Source organism: Klebsiella pasteurii (assembly GCF_018139045.1).
GTDB classification, from domain to species: Bacteria; Pseudomonadota; Gammaproteobacteria; order Enterobacterales; family Enterobacteriaceae; genus Klebsiella; species Klebsiella grimontii.
Window position 1 is genome coordinate 5,064,627 of the sequence record NZ_CP073236.1, and the last position, 14,068, is coordinate 5,078,694.

At 54.1% G+C, this 14,068-nt stretch carries 14 protein-coding genes; 11 read left to right on the forward strand and 3 right to left on the reverse strand.

Translation table 11 applies throughout. From position 1 onward, the window contains the following. Window positions 1-17: 17 nt before the first annotated feature. Window positions 18-2,462 carry an acyl-CoA dehydrogenase FadE gene (fadE, locus tag KCG39_RS23725; RefSeq protein ID WP_004129165.1) on the reverse strand — a complete coding sequence of 815 codons (2,445 nt, stop codon included), beginning with the start codon at window positions 2,460-2,462 and terminating at the stop codon, window positions 18-20. A gap of 238 nt (window positions 2,463-2,700) precedes the next feature. Between fadE and lpcA the strand changes: the two genes are divergently transcribed. After that, window positions 2,701-3,282, forward strand: a complete 582-nt coding sequence (gene lpcA, locus KCG39_RS23730) for a D-sedoheptulose 7-phosphate isomerase (protein WP_004099149.1) — start codon at window positions 2,701-2,703, stop codon at window positions 3,280-3,282. Window positions 3,283-3,491: 209 nt separating this feature from the next. After that, on the forward strand, window positions 3,492-4,259 hold the full coding sequence (locus tag KCG39_RS23735) for a class II glutamine amidotransferase (protein WP_004129167.1): 768 nt from the start codon (window positions 3,492-3,494) through the stop codon (window positions 4,257-4,259). Here the strand turns inward: KCG39_RS23735 and dpaA are convergent. Continuing rightward, entirely contained in the window at window positions 4,230-4,970 is a 741-nt protein-coding gene (gene dpaA, locus KCG39_RS23740; RefSeq protein WP_004129169.1) for a peptidoglycan meso-diaminopimelic acid protein amidase, read from the reverse strand. The two genes, KCG39_RS23735 and dpaA, sit on opposite strands and share 30 nt — an antisense overlap. Window positions 4,971-5,383: 413 nt before the next feature. On the opposite strand from dpaA, the gene KCG39_RS23745 reads away from it, so the two are divergent. The 7 genes from KCG39_RS23745 to nqrM are packed head-to-tail and all read left to right on the forward strand — an operon-like array spanning window position 5,384 to window position 11,443. Beyond that, entirely contained in the window at window positions 5,384-6,727 is a 1,344-nt protein-coding gene (locus KCG39_RS23745; RefSeq protein ID WP_004129173.1) for a Na(+)-translocating NADH-quinone reductase subunit A, read from the forward strand. Window positions 6,728-6,730: 3 nt separating this feature from the next. After that, window positions 6,731-7,969, forward strand: a complete 1,239-nt coding sequence (locus KCG39_RS23750; protein ID WP_004129175.1) for an NADH:ubiquinone reductase (Na(+)-transporting) subunit B — start codon at window positions 6,731-6,733, stop codon at window positions 7,967-7,969. After that, window positions 7,962-8,756 (forward strand): Na(+)-translocating NADH-quinone reductase subunit C, encoded by a 795-nt coding sequence (locus tag KCG39_RS23755; protein ID WP_004129178.1) that lies wholly within the window; start codon window positions 7,962-7,964, stop codon window positions 8,754-8,756. The genes KCG39_RS23750 and KCG39_RS23755 overlap by 8 nt, the downstream gene beginning before the upstream one ends. Then, window positions 8,749-9,387 (forward strand): NADH:ubiquinone reductase (Na(+)-transporting) subunit D, encoded by a 639-nt coding sequence (locus KCG39_RS23760; RefSeq protein ID WP_004099162.1) that lies wholly within the window; start codon window positions 8,749-8,751, stop codon window positions 9,385-9,387. Before KCG39_RS23755 ends, KCG39_RS23760 begins: the two co-directional genes overlap by 8 nt. A gap of 6 nt (window positions 9,388-9,393) precedes the next feature. Next, window positions 9,394-9,990 (forward strand): NADH:ubiquinone reductase (Na(+)-transporting) subunit E, encoded by a 597-nt coding sequence (gene nqrE, locus KCG39_RS23765; RefSeq protein ID WP_004129181.1) that lies wholly within the window; start codon window positions 9,394-9,396, stop codon window positions 9,988-9,990. Window positions 9,991-10,001: 11 nt separating this feature from the next. Then, complete coding sequence (gene nqrF / locus KCG39_RS23770; protein ID WP_004129183.1) at window positions 10,002-11,225, forward strand: NADH:ubiquinone reductase (Na(+)-transporting) subunit F; 1,224 nt, start codon at window positions 10,002-10,004, stop codon at window positions 11,223-11,225. Between the two features lie 2 nt (window positions 11,226-11,227). Continuing rightward, a complete protein-coding gene (gene nqrM / locus KCG39_RS23775; protein WP_049114465.1) occupies window positions 11,228-11,443 on the forward strand; it encodes a (Na+)-NQR maturation NqrM in 216 nt (71 codons plus the stop codon). A gap of 33 nt (window positions 11,444-11,476) precedes the next feature. Here nqrM and KCG39_RS23780 read toward each other — a convergent pair whose 3' ends face one another. Next, on the reverse strand, window positions 11,477-12,334 hold the full coding sequence (locus KCG39_RS23780; RefSeq protein ID WP_142467955.1) for a glycerophosphodiester phosphodiesterase family protein: 858 nt from the start codon (window positions 12,332-12,334) through the stop codon (window positions 11,477-11,479). 159 nt (window positions 12,335-12,493) lie between these two features. On the opposite strand from KCG39_RS23780, the gene dinB reads away from it, so the two are divergent. Both dinB and KCG39_RS23790 read left to right on the forward strand, forming a co-directional pair. After that, window positions 12,494-13,549: a DNA polymerase IV gene (gene dinB / locus KCG39_RS23785; RefSeq protein ID WP_211811481.1), complete on the forward strand. Its 1,056-nt coding sequence runs from the start codon at window positions 12,494-12,496 to the stop codon at window positions 13,547-13,549. Window positions 13,550-13,554: 5 nt separating this feature from the next. Beyond that, window positions 13,555-14,007 carry a GNAT family N-acetyltransferase gene (locus KCG39_RS23790; protein WP_406601391.1) on the forward strand — a complete coding sequence of 151 codons (453 nt, stop codon included), beginning with the start codon at window positions 13,555-13,557 and terminating at the stop codon, window positions 14,005-14,007. Window positions 14,008-14,068 lie beyond the last annotated feature (61 nt).

A 14,068-nucleotide genomic window follows, 5' to 3' on the forward strand; every position in this document is an offset into this window, starting at 1 on the left:
TGTTTATTTTTTCGTTTTTAAGCCGCTTCGATCTTGCGCACTTTCTCCGGCAGCTTTACCGGGCGGGTCGCCAGTTCATCCGGGGCAAAATCGTCGACGTTTATGCTGCGCAGTCGGCTGGTTTCCGCACGGACCAGGATGTCCGCCTCTTCCTGATTGATTAACCCTTTTGCCAGCGCATTACCGGCCAGTTCATCAAGACGCGTAAACGACAAATTCTTGCCCAGTTCTTTGCACAGTCGCTGGTGGATAGGGTCTGCTGCCATAACATCAAGCAGCGCCTCTTCCAGCAGGCCGACCGGGTTATGCTCGCTCGGCGTCAGATACTGACCGCGGCCGATACGGGAACGCGTCGCGCTCGGAACCTGCAGGATTTTCGCTACCTTATGATCCAGCTTGTCTGAAGGCGCCAGGTAGTGACGCCCGGTCGGGAAGATAGCCACGCGGAGCGCCCCGGCGACCAGACGATTCGGGAAGTTGACCAGCAGATCGTCAATCGCCTGTTCGGCCTGATACAGCGCATCCTGCACGCCCCAGTGAACCAGTGGTAAGTCCGCTTCGTTACGCCCCTCATCGTCATAGCGTTTCAGGACCGCCGACGCCAGGTAGAGCTGGCTCAGTACATCGCCCAGACGTGCAGAAATTCTTTCACGACGCTTCAGGCTACCACCCAGTACCGCCATTGAGACATCGGACAGCAGAGCCAGGTTGGCGCTCAGGCGATTCATGTGCTGATAGTAACGACGAGTGGCATCGCGAGTCGGCGTGCTGCTGGTGAGACCGCGGGTCAGGCCCAGCCAGAAACTGCGTACCTTATTGCTGCCCACATGCCCGATGTGTTTAAACAGCAGCTTATCGAAAGCATTAACGTCGTTATTCTGCGCGGCCGCCATTTCATCCAGCACGTACGGATGACAGCGAATCGCTCCCTGACCGAAGATCATCATGCTGCGGGTCAGGATATTCGCCCCTTCAACGGTGATGGCGATCGGCGCGCCCTGATAGGCCCGCGCCAGGAAGTTTCCGGTGCCGAGCATAATGCCCTTACCACCGGTAATATCCATTGCGTCAATAATGGAGCGCTGACCACGGTGAGTACAGTGGTACTTCACAATTGCCGACAGTACCGCTGGTTTTTCGCCAAGCATGATGCCGTAGGTAATCAGCGAGGCGGCGGCATCCATTACGTAGGCGTTGCCTGCGATACGCGCCAGCGGTTCTTCGATCCCTTCCATTTTACCGATAGAGATTTTGAACTGACGGCGAATGTGTGCATAGGCGCCGGTAGCCATGGCGACGGATTTCAGGCCGCCGGTGGCGTTTGATGGCAGGGTGATGCCGCGTCCCACGGATAAACACTCAACCAGCATCCGCCAGCCCTGGCCGGCCATCGACGGGCCGCCAATAATGTAATCGATAGGAACGAAAATATCTTTCCCCTGGGTCGGGCCGTTCTGGAACGGAACGTTCAGCGGGAAATGCCGACGCCCAATTTCAACACCGGGGGTACTGGTGGGGATGAGCGCGCAGGTGATGCCCAGTTCCTCTTCTCCACCCAGCAGGCGATCTGGATCGGAGAGTTTAAACGCCAGTCCCAGCACGGTGGCGATAGGCGCAAGGGTGATATAGCGTTTGTTCCAGGTCAGGCGCATTCCCAGCACCTGCTGGCCCTGCCATTCGCCCATGCAGACGACGCCGGTATCCGGAATGGCGCCGGCATCTGAACCCGCTTCCGGGCTGGTCAGTGCGAAGCAAGGAATCTCCTGACCGCGAGCCAGGCGCGGCAAATAGTGGTTTTTCTGTTCTTCTGTGCCGTAATGCTGCAGCAGCTCGCCCGGGCCTAATGAGTTCGGTACGCCGACGGTAATCGCCAGGATCCCGGAGACGCCCGACAGCTTTTGCAGGACGCGAGCCTGCGCGTAAGCGGAGAATTCCAGTCCGCCGTACTCTTTCTTAATGATCATCGCGAAGAAGCGATGCTCTTTCAGATAGGCCCACAGCTCCGGCGGCAGATCGGCCATCTCGTGGGTAATTTCGAAGTCGTTCGCCATACGGCAGGCTTCTTCGACCGGACCGTCAATAAAGGCTTGTTCTTCAGCGGTGAGGCGCGGCTGCGGATAGTTGTGCAGTTTCTGCCAGTCGGGGTTGCCACGAAACAGATCGCCTTCCCACCAGGTTGTGCCAGCGTCAATCGCTTCTTTCTCGGTGCGCGACATCGGCGGCATGACCTTACGGAAAGCGCGGAAGGCCGGGACTGAAATCATGGATTTACGCATCGGCGCAAGGTTGAACGGCAGTAAAACGATCGCCAGCGGAATGAGCAGCCAGATATTCCACAGCCCCGCAGCGCCGAGCGCGGCGGTCCAGACAAGTAAAATTGCGCTGCTGAGCAGCAGATTGATTCGGTGATAGAAGAGCGCACCGAGTAAAGCAACGGTTGCAACAATACTCAAAATCATCATAGAGAAATGCTCCCTGTCTTGTAGGAGGTCTGACCACTTGTGATGATATGGTTGTAGTGGATGTAATTTGTTTTAGCAATGTGTTTACAAAATAATTACAACCTTGCTCACATTGTTGTACGGAAATGCGGCACATAAAATCAAAAGCACAGGGGATTGCATCGCGTGCTGCTTCTCGCTGCGTCGGCTATCCGGTAAACTGCCTGGGTTATCCCACAAATACTGAAGGATTATCCTCATGTACCAGGATCTTATTCGTAACGAACTGAATGAAGCCGCTGAAACGCTGGCTAACTTTCTGCAGGACGAAGCCAACATTCACGCGATTCAGCGTGCTGCGGTGCTGCTGGCGGATAGCTTTAAAGCTGGCGGCAAAGTCCTTTCCTGCGGTAACGGCGGTTCGCACTGCGATGCGATGCATTTTGCGGAAGAACTGACCGGGCGCTATCGTGAAAACCGCCCAGGCTATCCGGCAATTGCGATTTCAGACGTGAGCCATCTCTCTTGCGTCAGCAATGATTTCGGATATGAATATGTTTTCTCTCGCTACGTAGAATCAGTGGGTCGTGCAGGCGACGTATTACTGGGGATCTCCACTTCGGGTAACTCCGGTAACGTAATCAAAGCGATCGAAGCCGCTCGCGCCCAAGGGATGAAAGTGATTACTCTGACCGGAAAAGATGGCGGTAAAATGGCGGGATCGGCGGATGTCGAAATTCGCGTACCGCATTTTGGCTACGCCGACCGCATTCAGGAAATTCATATTAAAGTGATTCATATTCTGATTATGTTGATCGAAAAAGAGATGGTTAAAGCTTAAAAGATTAGTTTGTTAGCCATTTTGAACCCGGGCAGTGCTCAGACAAAACTCACCGAGTTTTGAACGCCCTTCAGGGCGGGCCGAAGGGGGAGCGTAGCGAATCATCCTCACGTACATGAAGTACGCTCCGGTTTCTGCGCGCTGGCCGTGTCCAAACTGACTGCACCAATAACGCCTTTTATGTTTCAGTAAGTTGTATGAGGTGATCTATGTGCGAACTGCTCGGGATGAGCGCGAATGTGCCAACTGATATTTGTTTCAGCTTTACCGGGCTGGTGCAGCGCGGTGGCGGAACCGGGCCGCATAAAGACGGCTGGGGCATTACTTTTTATGAAGGTAAGGGCTGTCGCACATTTAAAGATCCGCAGCCTAGCTTTCAGTCGCCCATAGCCAAGCTGGTGCAGGAATATCCTATCAAGTCCTGCTCGGTCATTGCCCATATTCGCCAGGCCAACCGGGGTATCGTTGCGCTGGAAAATACTCACCCCTTTACCCGGGAGCTATGGGGACGCAACTGGACCTATGCCCATAATGGTCAACTGGAAGGGTATGAGAATCTCGTGACGGGCAACCTGCATCCCATTGGGGAAACCGATAGCGAAAAAGCGTTTTGCTGGCTGCTGCACAGCATCACCGAGCGCTATCCGGAAATGCCGGGCGATATGGTGGAGGTATTCAGCTTTATCGCCACGCTTGCCGGAGAGCTGCGTGAAAAAGGCGTATTTAACATGCTGCTCTCCGATGGACGCTACGTGATGGCGTTCTGCTCGACGAATTTATACTGGATTACGCGACGGGCACCGTTTGGCGTAGCGACGCTGCTGGATCAGGATGTAGAAATTGATTTTCAACGCGAGACCACACCGAATGATGTGGTCTCCGTTATCGCCACTCAGCCGCTGACCGGCAACGAAACCTGGAATAAAATTATGCCAGGCGAGTGGGCGTTATTTTGCCTCGGGGACCGAGTAGTTTGACGCGAGCTGCGGCTGCACAACTTCGTGGCTGAGCGGTTTGCTCACCACGTAGCGGCCATCGGCTACCGAAACCACCGGCGGCTTATGCGTCTGCCGGAAGTAGTCGTACCCGGGTTTAAGCTGCTGCCAGAAATCCGCGAAGTAGGAATATTTGTGACGCGCCATGTTGGCATCGGTCATGCGGAAAGGATAAATACTCACCTGAACGTTGGGTTGGCCGAAGACTAACGCGCCGGTGACGAACTGGAAGATTTCATCAATACCGGTATCGGTCATGGCGTAACAGCCAACGGATACGCAGGCACCGTGAATCATCAGATACTTCCCTTCATATCCATGCGCGCGATCGTAAGCGTTCGGGAAACCGATATTGATCGCTTTGTAGAAACGGCTGTCGGGTTTTAGCTGATTGCGGGAAACGTTATAGAAACCTTCGGGGCTCTTGAAATCGCCCTGGCGCTGCTTTGGACCGAGCCCGCCGGAGTAGTTACAGATCCGGTAGCTGTCGAGAAGCTGGTATGTTTCGCCCATCTTGACGTAAAGATCGAGCATGCGCTCTTCTTTGAAGATCTCAATGTAGACCGGCGAACCCATGAGCTGCTGTTTATACTCTTTGCTCATCGGTGTTGTCGAGCTGTTACTGCTAAGTAGCCCTGCGAATGAAACGCACGGCAACAGAAGCATCGCAATAAATAATGCGATTTTGCGCATACTACTTGTTCCTTGATAAAACAAATAACCACATTGCCAGGACGGCAAGAGAGACCCGAAATCAGAGTTTTCTGGTTTTAGAGCGCTCACATTAGCATCACGGCATTTTTTCGCAAGCACGATGTGCCACGTTTACGTTTTAGTTTTCCGTTATAGCGAATATTCAGGTAAAGCGCAGTCAGAACTTTGCGTAATAGCTCGCATTTTAGAACGACTTAATGGCAGTTTGTCTACAGGCGCTGCTCACGAAATGTTACACTTGCTCCGCTAAATACTCAGGGTAAGAAAGGATGCTTCTCTCCCGTCTTGTGAATTATCAGGACTACGATGTTCCTTTCTTCCTCTTATTTTCCATTAATTATGCTGGCCTCGGTCTGATGCCGGGGTTTACGTAACGGATACCTGCTAACGATATGATTAAAATCACGAAAGGGCTGAATTTGCCCATAGCTGGCATGCCATCACAGCAGATTTCTTCGAAGACTGCGGTCAAGCGCGTTGCGCTGTTGGGTGAAGAGTACATCGGTATGCGCCCTTCGATGGCGGTGCGTGAAGGAGACCGGGTACAAAAAGGTCAACTTCTGTTTGAAGATAAAAGAAATTCTGGCGTGCGATTTACTGCCCCTGCTAGTGGAACCATCAGCGCCATTCATCGCGGCGAACGGCGGGTACTGCAATCGGTCGTTATTGACGTAGATGGCGATGATGCCGTTCATTTTCCCCGCTATGAATTAGCCGATCTTGCCGCGTTGACGCGCGAGGCCGTGCAGCAGCAACTGATGGAGTCAGGGATGTGGACGGCGTTTCGCACCCGCCCTTTCAGCAAAATACCCGCGCCAGCCAGCGTTCCAGCGGCCATATTTGTCACCGCCATAGATACAAATCCACTGGCGGCAGACCCTCAGCCAATCATTCTGGCCCAGCGCGAGGCTTTTGACGCGGGCTTAACCCTGTTGACGCGGTTGACCGACGGTAAGGTCCACGTCTGCCAGGCCAGCGGTGGCAAGCTTGGCGGGCATCCCGTAGGCCAGGTGACCTTCAACCAGTTTGCCGGGCCGCATCCGGCCGGGCTGGTCGGGACCCACATCCATTTTCTCGAGCCGGTTAGCCTGAAAAAGCAGGTCTGGCATCTTAACTATCAGGACGTTATCGCCGTTGGCAAATTGTTCCTTGAAGGGGAGTTGTCTAGCGAACGCATCGTTGCGCTCGGCGGCCCGCAGGTGAAAGAGCCTCGTTTATTAAAGACCTGCTCTGGCGCCAGCCTTGATGAACTGCTGGCAGATGAACTTCTGGATGATGAAAACCGCGTTATTTCTGGTTCAGTCCTCAGCGGAACGCATGCTCAAGGGCCCCATGCTTTTCTTGGCCGCTTTCATTTACAGATAAGCGTCGTAAAAGAAGGGCGTGAGAAAGAGCTGTTCGGCTGGGTAATGCCCGGGAAAGATAAATTTTCCATTACCCGCACCACGCTCGGCCATTTCATGAAGCGTAAGCTATTTAATTTCTCGACGGATACCAACGGCGGTGAGCGGGCTATGGTGCCGATTGGCAACTATGAGCGAGTGATGCCGCTGGATATTCTGCCCACCATGCTGCTGCGTGATTTGCTGGCGGGGGATACTGACAGCGCGCAGGCACTGGGCTGCCTGGAACTGGATGAAGAAGACCTGGCGCTTTGCACCTACGTATGTCCCGGCAAGTACGAATATGGCCCGGCATTGCGCAGCGTGTTAACCCAGATAGAGCAGGAAGGATAAGTGATGGGCTTAAAGAAACTGTTTGACAAAATTGAGCCGCACTTTACGCACGGCGGCAAGCTGGAAAAATACTATCCGCTGTTTGAAGCGACGGCGACGCTGTTCTACACCCCCGGGCAGGTCACGCGCGGCGCGGCGCACGTCAGAGACGCCATCGATCTCAAGCGGATGATGATTCTGGTGTGGTTTGCCGTTTTCCCAGCGATGTTTTGGGGTATGTATAACGTTGGCCTGCAGACTATTCCGGCACTGCATAAATTATACGGTGCTGAGCAGCTGCAGCAGGTTATCGCCGGGAACTGGCACTACAGCATCGCGCAGTGGTTGGGGGTGAACTTCACCGCTGACGCCGGTTGGCTCAGTATGATGACCCTGGGGGCGGTATTTTTCCTGCCTATCTACATCACCGTGTTTCTTGTCGGCGGGTTCTGGGAAGTCTTGTTTGCTATCGTGCGCAAGCACGAAATAAACGAAGGCTTCTTCGTGACGTCAATTCTGTTCGCGCTGATTGTGCCTCCATCGCTGCCGCTATGGCAGGCCGCGTTCGGGATCACCTTTGGCGTCGTCATGGCCAAGGAGATTTTTGGCGGAACCGGGCGTAACTTTCTCAACCCGGCGCTGGCGGGGCGCGCGTTTTTATTCTTTGCCTGGCCGGCGCAAATTTCCGGCGACCTGGTGTGGACTGCGGCGGATGGTTTCTCCGGCGCGACGCCGTTATCTCAGTGGGCAAGCGGCGGCGGTGAATCGCTGGTTAACGTCTCTACCGGTCAGCCGGTAAGCTGGATGGACGCCTTCCTCGGCAATATACCGGGGTCGATTGGCGAAGTCTCGACGCTAATGATTCTCATCGGCGGCGCCATCATCATTTTTGGTCGCGTGGCCTCGTGGCGCATTGTCGCAGGGGTTTTCATCGGTATGGTGGCCACCGCGACGCTGTTTAACTTTATAGGCTCTGATACCAACCCGATGTTTGCCATGCCATGGTACTGGCATCTGGTGCTCGGCGGTTTTGCCTTCGGCATGATGTTTATGGCGACGGACCCGGTGTCCGCGTCGTTTACGGATAAAGGTAAATGGAGCTACGGCCTGCTGATCGGTGTGATGTGCGTCCTGATTCGCGTGGTCAACCCGGCCTATCCGGAAGGGATGATGCTGGCGATCCTCTTCGCCAACCTCTTCGCGCCGCTGTTTGATTACCTGGTGGTGCGGGCCAATATTAAGCGGAGGAAATCGCGTGGCTGAGAATAAAAGTAACGATAGCATCGGCAAAACGCTGCTGGTGGTGCTGGTGCTTTGTCTGGTCTGCTCAATTGTGGTCGCCGGTTCTGCCGTGGGGCTAAAATCGCGCCAGCAGGAGCAGCGCGCTCTCGATAAACAGCGCAATATCCTGGCGGTTGCCGGTCTGATGAAGCAGGGAATGAGCGCAGATGAAGTGGCTGACATTTTTAAGGCCCATATCTCTCCGCGTTTAGTCGATTTAGCCAGCGGTGAGCTGCTGGATAAAGATCCGGGCAAGTTTAATCAAGCCCAGGCCCTGAAAGACCCTCAGCAGAGCTTACAGCTGGAGGCGAGTCAGGATCCTGCCGGTATCAAACGCCGCAGTAATATTGCCGAAATTTACCTGGTGCGCGATGAAAAGCAGCAGATTCAGGAAGTCGTACTGCCGATTTACGGTAACGGCCTGTGGTCGGTGATGTACGCTTTTGTTGCGCTGGAAACCGATGGCCGCACGGTCAAAGGGATCACCTATTACGAACACGGTGAGACGCCGGGGCTGGGCGGGGAAATTGAAAACCCCAACTGGCGCCAGCAGTTCGTTGGTAAACAAGTGCTTGATGATAAAGGGATGCCTGCGCTGAGAATCGTCAAAGGCGGCGCGCGTCCTGGCGACCTGCACGCCGTTGATGGCCTGTCGGGTGCAACGCTGACGTCAAACGGCGTGCAACATAGCTTTGATTTCTGGATGGGCAAACTCGGCTTTGGCCCATTCCTGCAAAAGGTGCGAGAAGGGGAGCTGAATAATGGCTGATTTGGGCGACATGAAAGAAATGAAGCGCGTGCTGGTGGGGCCGCTTATCGCTAATAACCCTATCACTCTGCAGGTTCTGGGCGTCTGCTCCGCGCTGGCGGTGACCACCAAGCTGGAGACCGCTTTTGTAATGACCATCGCGGTGACGCTGGTTACGGCATTCTCCAGCATGTTTATCTCCATGATTCGCCACCACATTCCGAATAGCGTGCGCATCATTGTACAGATGGCGATTATCGCTTCGTTGGTTATCGTCGTCGATCAGGTGCTACGCGCGTTTGCCTATGAGATTTCGAAACAGCTTTCGGTTTTTGTCGGTTTGATCATCACTAACTGTATCGTGATGGGGCGCGCCGAAGCCTATGCCATGAAGTCGCCGCCGTTGGCGAGCTTTATGGACGGTATTGGCAACGGTCTGGGATACGGGGCGATCCTAATCATTGTCGGTTTCCTGAGAGAGCTGATCGGCAGTGGTAAGCTATTCGGTATTACCGTGCTGGAAACGGTGCAGAACGGCGGCTGGTACCAGCCAAATGGTCTGTTTCTTCTGGCGCCCAGTGCGTTCTTCATTATCGGTTTGTTGATTTGGGCGGTGCGCAGCTGGAAGCCTGAACAACAGGAAAAGGAGTAACCGATTATGGCTCATTATATTAGCCTTTTTGTCCGCGCCGTATTTGTTGAAAATATGGCGCTGGCCTTCTTTCTTGGGATGTGTACTTTCCTCGCGGTATCGAAAAAGGTCTCGACCGCTTTCGGACTCGGCGTTGCGGTAACGGTCGTACTTGGGCTGGCGGTGCCGATCAATAACCTGGTGTATAACCTGGTGCTGCGCGACGGCGCGCTGGTGGAAGGCGTTGATCTGAGCTTTCTGAACTTTATTACCTTCATTGGCGTTATTGCCGCGCTGGTTCAGATCCTGGAGATGATCCTCGATAAGTACTTCCCGACGCTCTATAACGCGCTGGGGATCTTCCTGCCGCTCATTGCCGTCAACTGTGCGATTTTTGGCGGTGTCTCCTTCATGGTGCAGCGTGACTATAACTTAAGCGAGTCGATCGTTTACGGCTTAGGTTCCGGCATCGGCTGGCTGCTGGCAATTGTGGCGTTGGCGGGTATCCGTGAAAAAATGAAATACGCAAACGTGCCCGCGGGTCTGCGCGGGTTAGGGATCACCTTTATTACCACGGGTCTGATGGCGCTGGGCTTTATGTCATTCTCCGGTGTGCAGCTATAAGGGCGGAAAGTATGGAAATAATTCTTGGCGTAGTGATGTTCACGCTGATCGTCCTGGTGCTATCGGGGCTGATACTTGTCGCGCGTTCGAAATTAGTGAATGCGGGCGACGTGGTCATTGAAATCAATAACGAAGCGGATAAACAAATTCGTACTCCGGCCGGTGACAAGCTGCTGAATACGCTCTCCAGCAACGGAATCTTCGTTTCGTCGGCCTGCGGCGGCGGCGGCTCCTGTGGCCAGTGCCGGGTGACGGTGAAAGAGGGCGGCGGTGATATTCTGCCTACCGAACTCTCTCATATCACCAAGCGTGAGGCGAGAGAGGGCTGCCGTCTGGCCTGCCAGGTCGCGGTGAAGCAGAACATGAAAATTGAGCTGCCGGAGGAGATTTTTGGCGTTAAGAAGTGGGAGTGTGAAGTTATCTCGAATGATAACAAAGCCACTTTTATCAAGGAGCTGAAGCTGCGCGTGCCGGACGGTGACGCGGTTCCGTTCCGCGCCGGTGGATATATTCAGATCGAATGCCCCTCACACAAGGTTGCCTATGCCGATTTTGACGTTCCGGACGAGTATCGCGGCGACTGGGATAAATTTAACCTTTTCCGCTATGTCTCCGACGTGAAAGAACCAACGTTGCGCGCCTACTCCATGGCTAACTATCCGGAAGAGAAGGGTATCATCATGCTCAACGTGCGTATTGCCACGCCGCCGCCGCAGGTGCCTGATGCGCCGCCGGGGATTATGTCCTCGTATATCTGGTCGCTGAAGCCTGGTGATAAAGTGACGATCTCCGGGCCGTTTGGGGAGTTCTTTGCCAAAGAAACGCAGGCGGAGATGGTGTTTATCGGCGGCGGGGCAGGGATGGCACCGATGCGCTCGCATATTTTCGACCAGCTTAAGCGGCTACACAGTACACGTAAAATCAGCTTCTGGTACGGTGCGCGGTCTCTGCGAGAAATGTTCTATGATGATGAGTTTGAACAGCTTGCGCGGGAAAACCCGAACTTCACCTTCCACGTGGCGCTCTCCGATCCGCAGCCGGAAGATAACTGGACCGGCCATACTGGCTTTATTCATAACGTCCTGTATGAAAACTATCTGCGCGATCACCCGGCGCCGGAAGATTGTGAGTTTTACATGTGCGGTCCGCCGGTGATGAACGCCGCGGTCATCAAAATGCTTAAAGATCTCGGCGTTGAGGATGAAAACATCATGCTGGACGACTTTGGAGGCTGATGATGCTGACAGTATTTGTCGCGACCTTCGTGATTTTCGCGCTGGTTATCCTGGGAATGTCGCTTGGTTATCTGGTCAAGCGCAAAACGCTTCAGGGCAGCTGCGGCGGGATCTCATCGCTGGGTATGGAAAAGGTCTGCGACTGTCCTGAGCCCTGCGATGCGCGTAAAAAACGCATGGCTCGCGAAGCGCAGCGCAAACGGGATCGCATCATTTAAACAGCAGGCCGCCTTATCGCGGCCATTTACGATTTACCAGGTTTTCGCTTTCGCCGGCGAGTCTACCATCACGCCATCGGCGCCCAGTTCGCTTGCCTTACGAAAATCATCGGCACTATTAATGCCGAAGAAGACAACATGGGCTTTGCCCTGAGAGCGGAAACAGTCCATTGCTTCTTTATCCCAGGTGAGGGTTGCAGGCGACACGCCTTCGCCGAGGGTGAACTTCTCCACGATTTCTACCTTGCGTTTCAGCTCCAGACCGTACCAGTAGTCATCGCCCGGCTGTGTGGTTGGCTGGCACTGGTGGCTAAGGGAAATCTTAGCCAGTTTCGTTCGCGTTTCGCCCCGGCTGACGAAATGGGGAATAGATTCTGGTAGCGCCGCGATATAGCGGTCTTCGGTGGAATAAACCCGCACGCGCGAGAGGCTATGGGTCGTTTGCAATACTTCACTAAGACGCGAAGCCATAATTGCCGGGTCGGCATCAGGCGATTTAATATCGATGTAAAAGAAGGTCTGTGGCCATTGCTCCAGCACTGATTGCAGCGTTGGAATGGTTGCATTTTTACCGCGCCAGGGGTGAGTTTCACCGCCCCATTTCCATCCCGCGTCCATGCGGGCCAGTTCGGCAGCGCTAAAGCTTGAGATCTTCCCGGTATGGTCAGTCAGGGCGGATAAATCGCTTGGGCGATATAAGACCGGAACGCCATCCTGGCTTAATTGTACCGTTATCCAAATCGCCTCGGCCTTATTCTCCAGCGCCAGTTTTATCGCAGGAAGGGTGTTTTCCGGCGCATCGCCGGTGCCTCCCCGATGAGCAATGAGCTGCGGCGCAGCGCAGGCGCTGCTGGCAATAAGCAAACCAAGCGCAGTAAGTATTGATTTCATGATTGCATTCACCTTATTCATTAATGTAACTATATGAAAAATAAATCATATTTGTTGCATTTTTATGTTGTAGCATGTTTTTTATGGCGAGGGTTTTAAAAAGATTAAATTTCGCCGACTTTTGCTATACTGTACGCATGTACAGTCTAAGGTTTGGCTATGCGTAAGATCATCCACGTTGATATGGACTGCTTCTTCGCGGCGGTGGAGATGCGGGACAACCCGGCACTGCGCGACATCCCTATCGCCATTGGCGGTAGCCGGGTGCAGCGCGGTGTGATCAGTACGGCCAACTATCCGGCGCGTAAATTCGGCGTGCGTAGCGCCATGCCCACCGCCACAGCGCTCAAGCTTTGTCCTCACCTGACGCTGCTTCCCGGCCGCTTTGATGCATATAAAGAGGCGTCGAACCATATCCGGGAGATTTTTTCCCGCTATACCTCGCTAATCGAGCCTTTATCGCTGGACGAAGCATATCTCGACGTTAGCGACAGCGTTCATTGTCAGGGGTCAGCGACGCTGATGGCGCAGGAGATCCGCGAGACCATCCATCGTGAGCTAAATTTGACCGCCTCCGCAGGCATTGCGCCGGTAAAATTTCTCGCAAAAATCGCCTCGGACCTGAATAAACCCAACGGCCAGTTTGTGATTGCGCCGCATCAGGTCGCGGAGTTTGTCAAAACGTTGCCGCTAGCGAAGATCCCGGGCGTCGGCAAGGTTTCCGCCGCGAAGCTGGAAAGCATGGGGCTGAGGACCTGTGAAGATGTACAAAACAGCGATCTGGCAATGTTGCTCAAACGCTTTGGTAAATTCGGGCGGATACTATGGGAGCGCAGCCAGGGGATTGATGAACGAGAAATCAGCAGCGAGCGCCAGCGCAAATCGGTGGGCGTTGAGCGAACCCTGATAGAGGATATCCATGAATGGGCGGAGTGTGAGTCGATTATTGAGAACCTCTATCCGGAGCTGGAACGGCGCCTGGTGAAGGTTAAACCGGATTTGCTGATCGCCCGGCAGGGGGTCAAGCTCAAGTTTAATGATTTCCAGCTCACCACCCAGGAGCATGTCTGGCCCCGATTGAATAAAGATGATTTGATCACCACTGCCCATAAAGCCTGGAACGAGCGGCGCGGAGGTCGGGGAGTCAGGCTGGTGGGGCTGCACGTGACGCTGCTCGATCCGCAACTGGAGCGACAATTGGTTCTGGGGTTATAACAATGCTGAAAATAAGACCGTATGAAGAGCATGATTTTGCCGCGCTATGCGTGATTTTTTTACGGGCGATTAAAGAGACGGCCAGCGCCGATTATTCTCCCCGGCAGATTGCCGCCTGGGCTCAGGTTGATGAAGCCCACTGGCGGCAAAAACTAGCGGCATCATGCGTACTGGTGGCAATAAATGATGCCTCGCCGGTCGGGTTTATTACCGCCGTGGATGACTATATCGATTTACTGTTTGTCTCTCCCGACCATAGCCGCCAGGGCGTCGCCAGCGCGCTGCTCAATACGCTATTGAGGCAGCTTCCTGAGCGCGTTTACACGGTAGAGGCCAGTATTACGGCAAAGCCCTTTTTTGCGCGTCACGGCTTCACGGTTATTCAGCCACAGGAAGTGACGGCGCGCGGTGAACGATTTCTTAATTATTTGATGCGGCGGCAAATCGGCTTGCAATAGATATAACGCCTGATTACTATACGCGCACTTTCACTTATTTATTGACTGCAAAGGAGGTTCA

What these genes read in the sequence shown, in the direction of transcription:
- lpcA (WP_004099149.1), top strand. Translation starts at nt 2,701, where the DNA reads ATGTACCAGGATCTTATTCGTAACGAACTGAATGAAGCCGCTGAAACG.
- nqrF (WP_004129183.1), top strand. Translation starts at nt 10,002, where the DNA reads ATGGAAATAATTCTTGGCGTAGTGATGTTCACGCTGATCGTCCTGGTG.
- dinB (WP_211811481.1), top strand. Translation starts at nt 12,494, where the DNA reads ATGCGTAAGATCATCCACGTTGATATGGACTGCTTCTTCGCGGCGGTG.
- KCG39_RS23750 (WP_004129175.1), top strand. Translation starts at nt 6,731, where the DNA reads ATGGGCTTAAAGAAACTGTTTGACAAAATTGAGCCGCACTTTACGCAC.
- KCG39_RS23735 (WP_004129167.1), top strand. Translation starts at nt 3,492, where the DNA reads ATGTGCGAACTGCTCGGGATGAGCGCGAATGTGCCAACTGATATTTGT.
- nqrM (WP_049114465.1), top strand. Translation starts at nt 11,228, where the DNA reads ATGCTGACAGTATTTGTCGCGACCTTCGTGATTTTCGCGCTGGTTATC.
- fadE (WP_004129165.1), bottom strand. Translation starts at nt 2,462, where the DNA reads ATGATGATTTTGAGTATTGTTGCAACCGTTGCTTTACTCGGTGCGCTC.
- nqrE (WP_004129181.1), top strand. Translation starts at nt 9,394, where the DNA reads ATGGCTCATTATATTAGCCTTTTTGTCCGCGCCGTATTTGTTGAAAAT.
- KCG39_RS23745 (WP_004129173.1), top strand. Translation starts at nt 5,384, where the DNA reads ATGATTAAAATCACGAAAGGGCTGAATTTGCCCATAGCTGGCATGCCA.
- KCG39_RS23780 (WP_142467955.1), bottom strand. Translation starts at nt 12,334, where the DNA reads ATGAAATCAATACTTACTGCGCTTGGTTTGCTTATTGCCAGCAGCGCC.
- KCG39_RS23760 (WP_004099162.1), top strand. Translation starts at nt 8,749, where the DNA reads ATGGCTGATTTGGGCGACATGAAAGAAATGAAGCGCGTGCTGGTGGGG.
- dpaA (WP_004129169.1), bottom strand. Translation starts at nt 4,970, where the DNA reads ATGCGCAAAATCGCATTATTTATTGCGATGCTTCTGTTGCCGTGCGTT.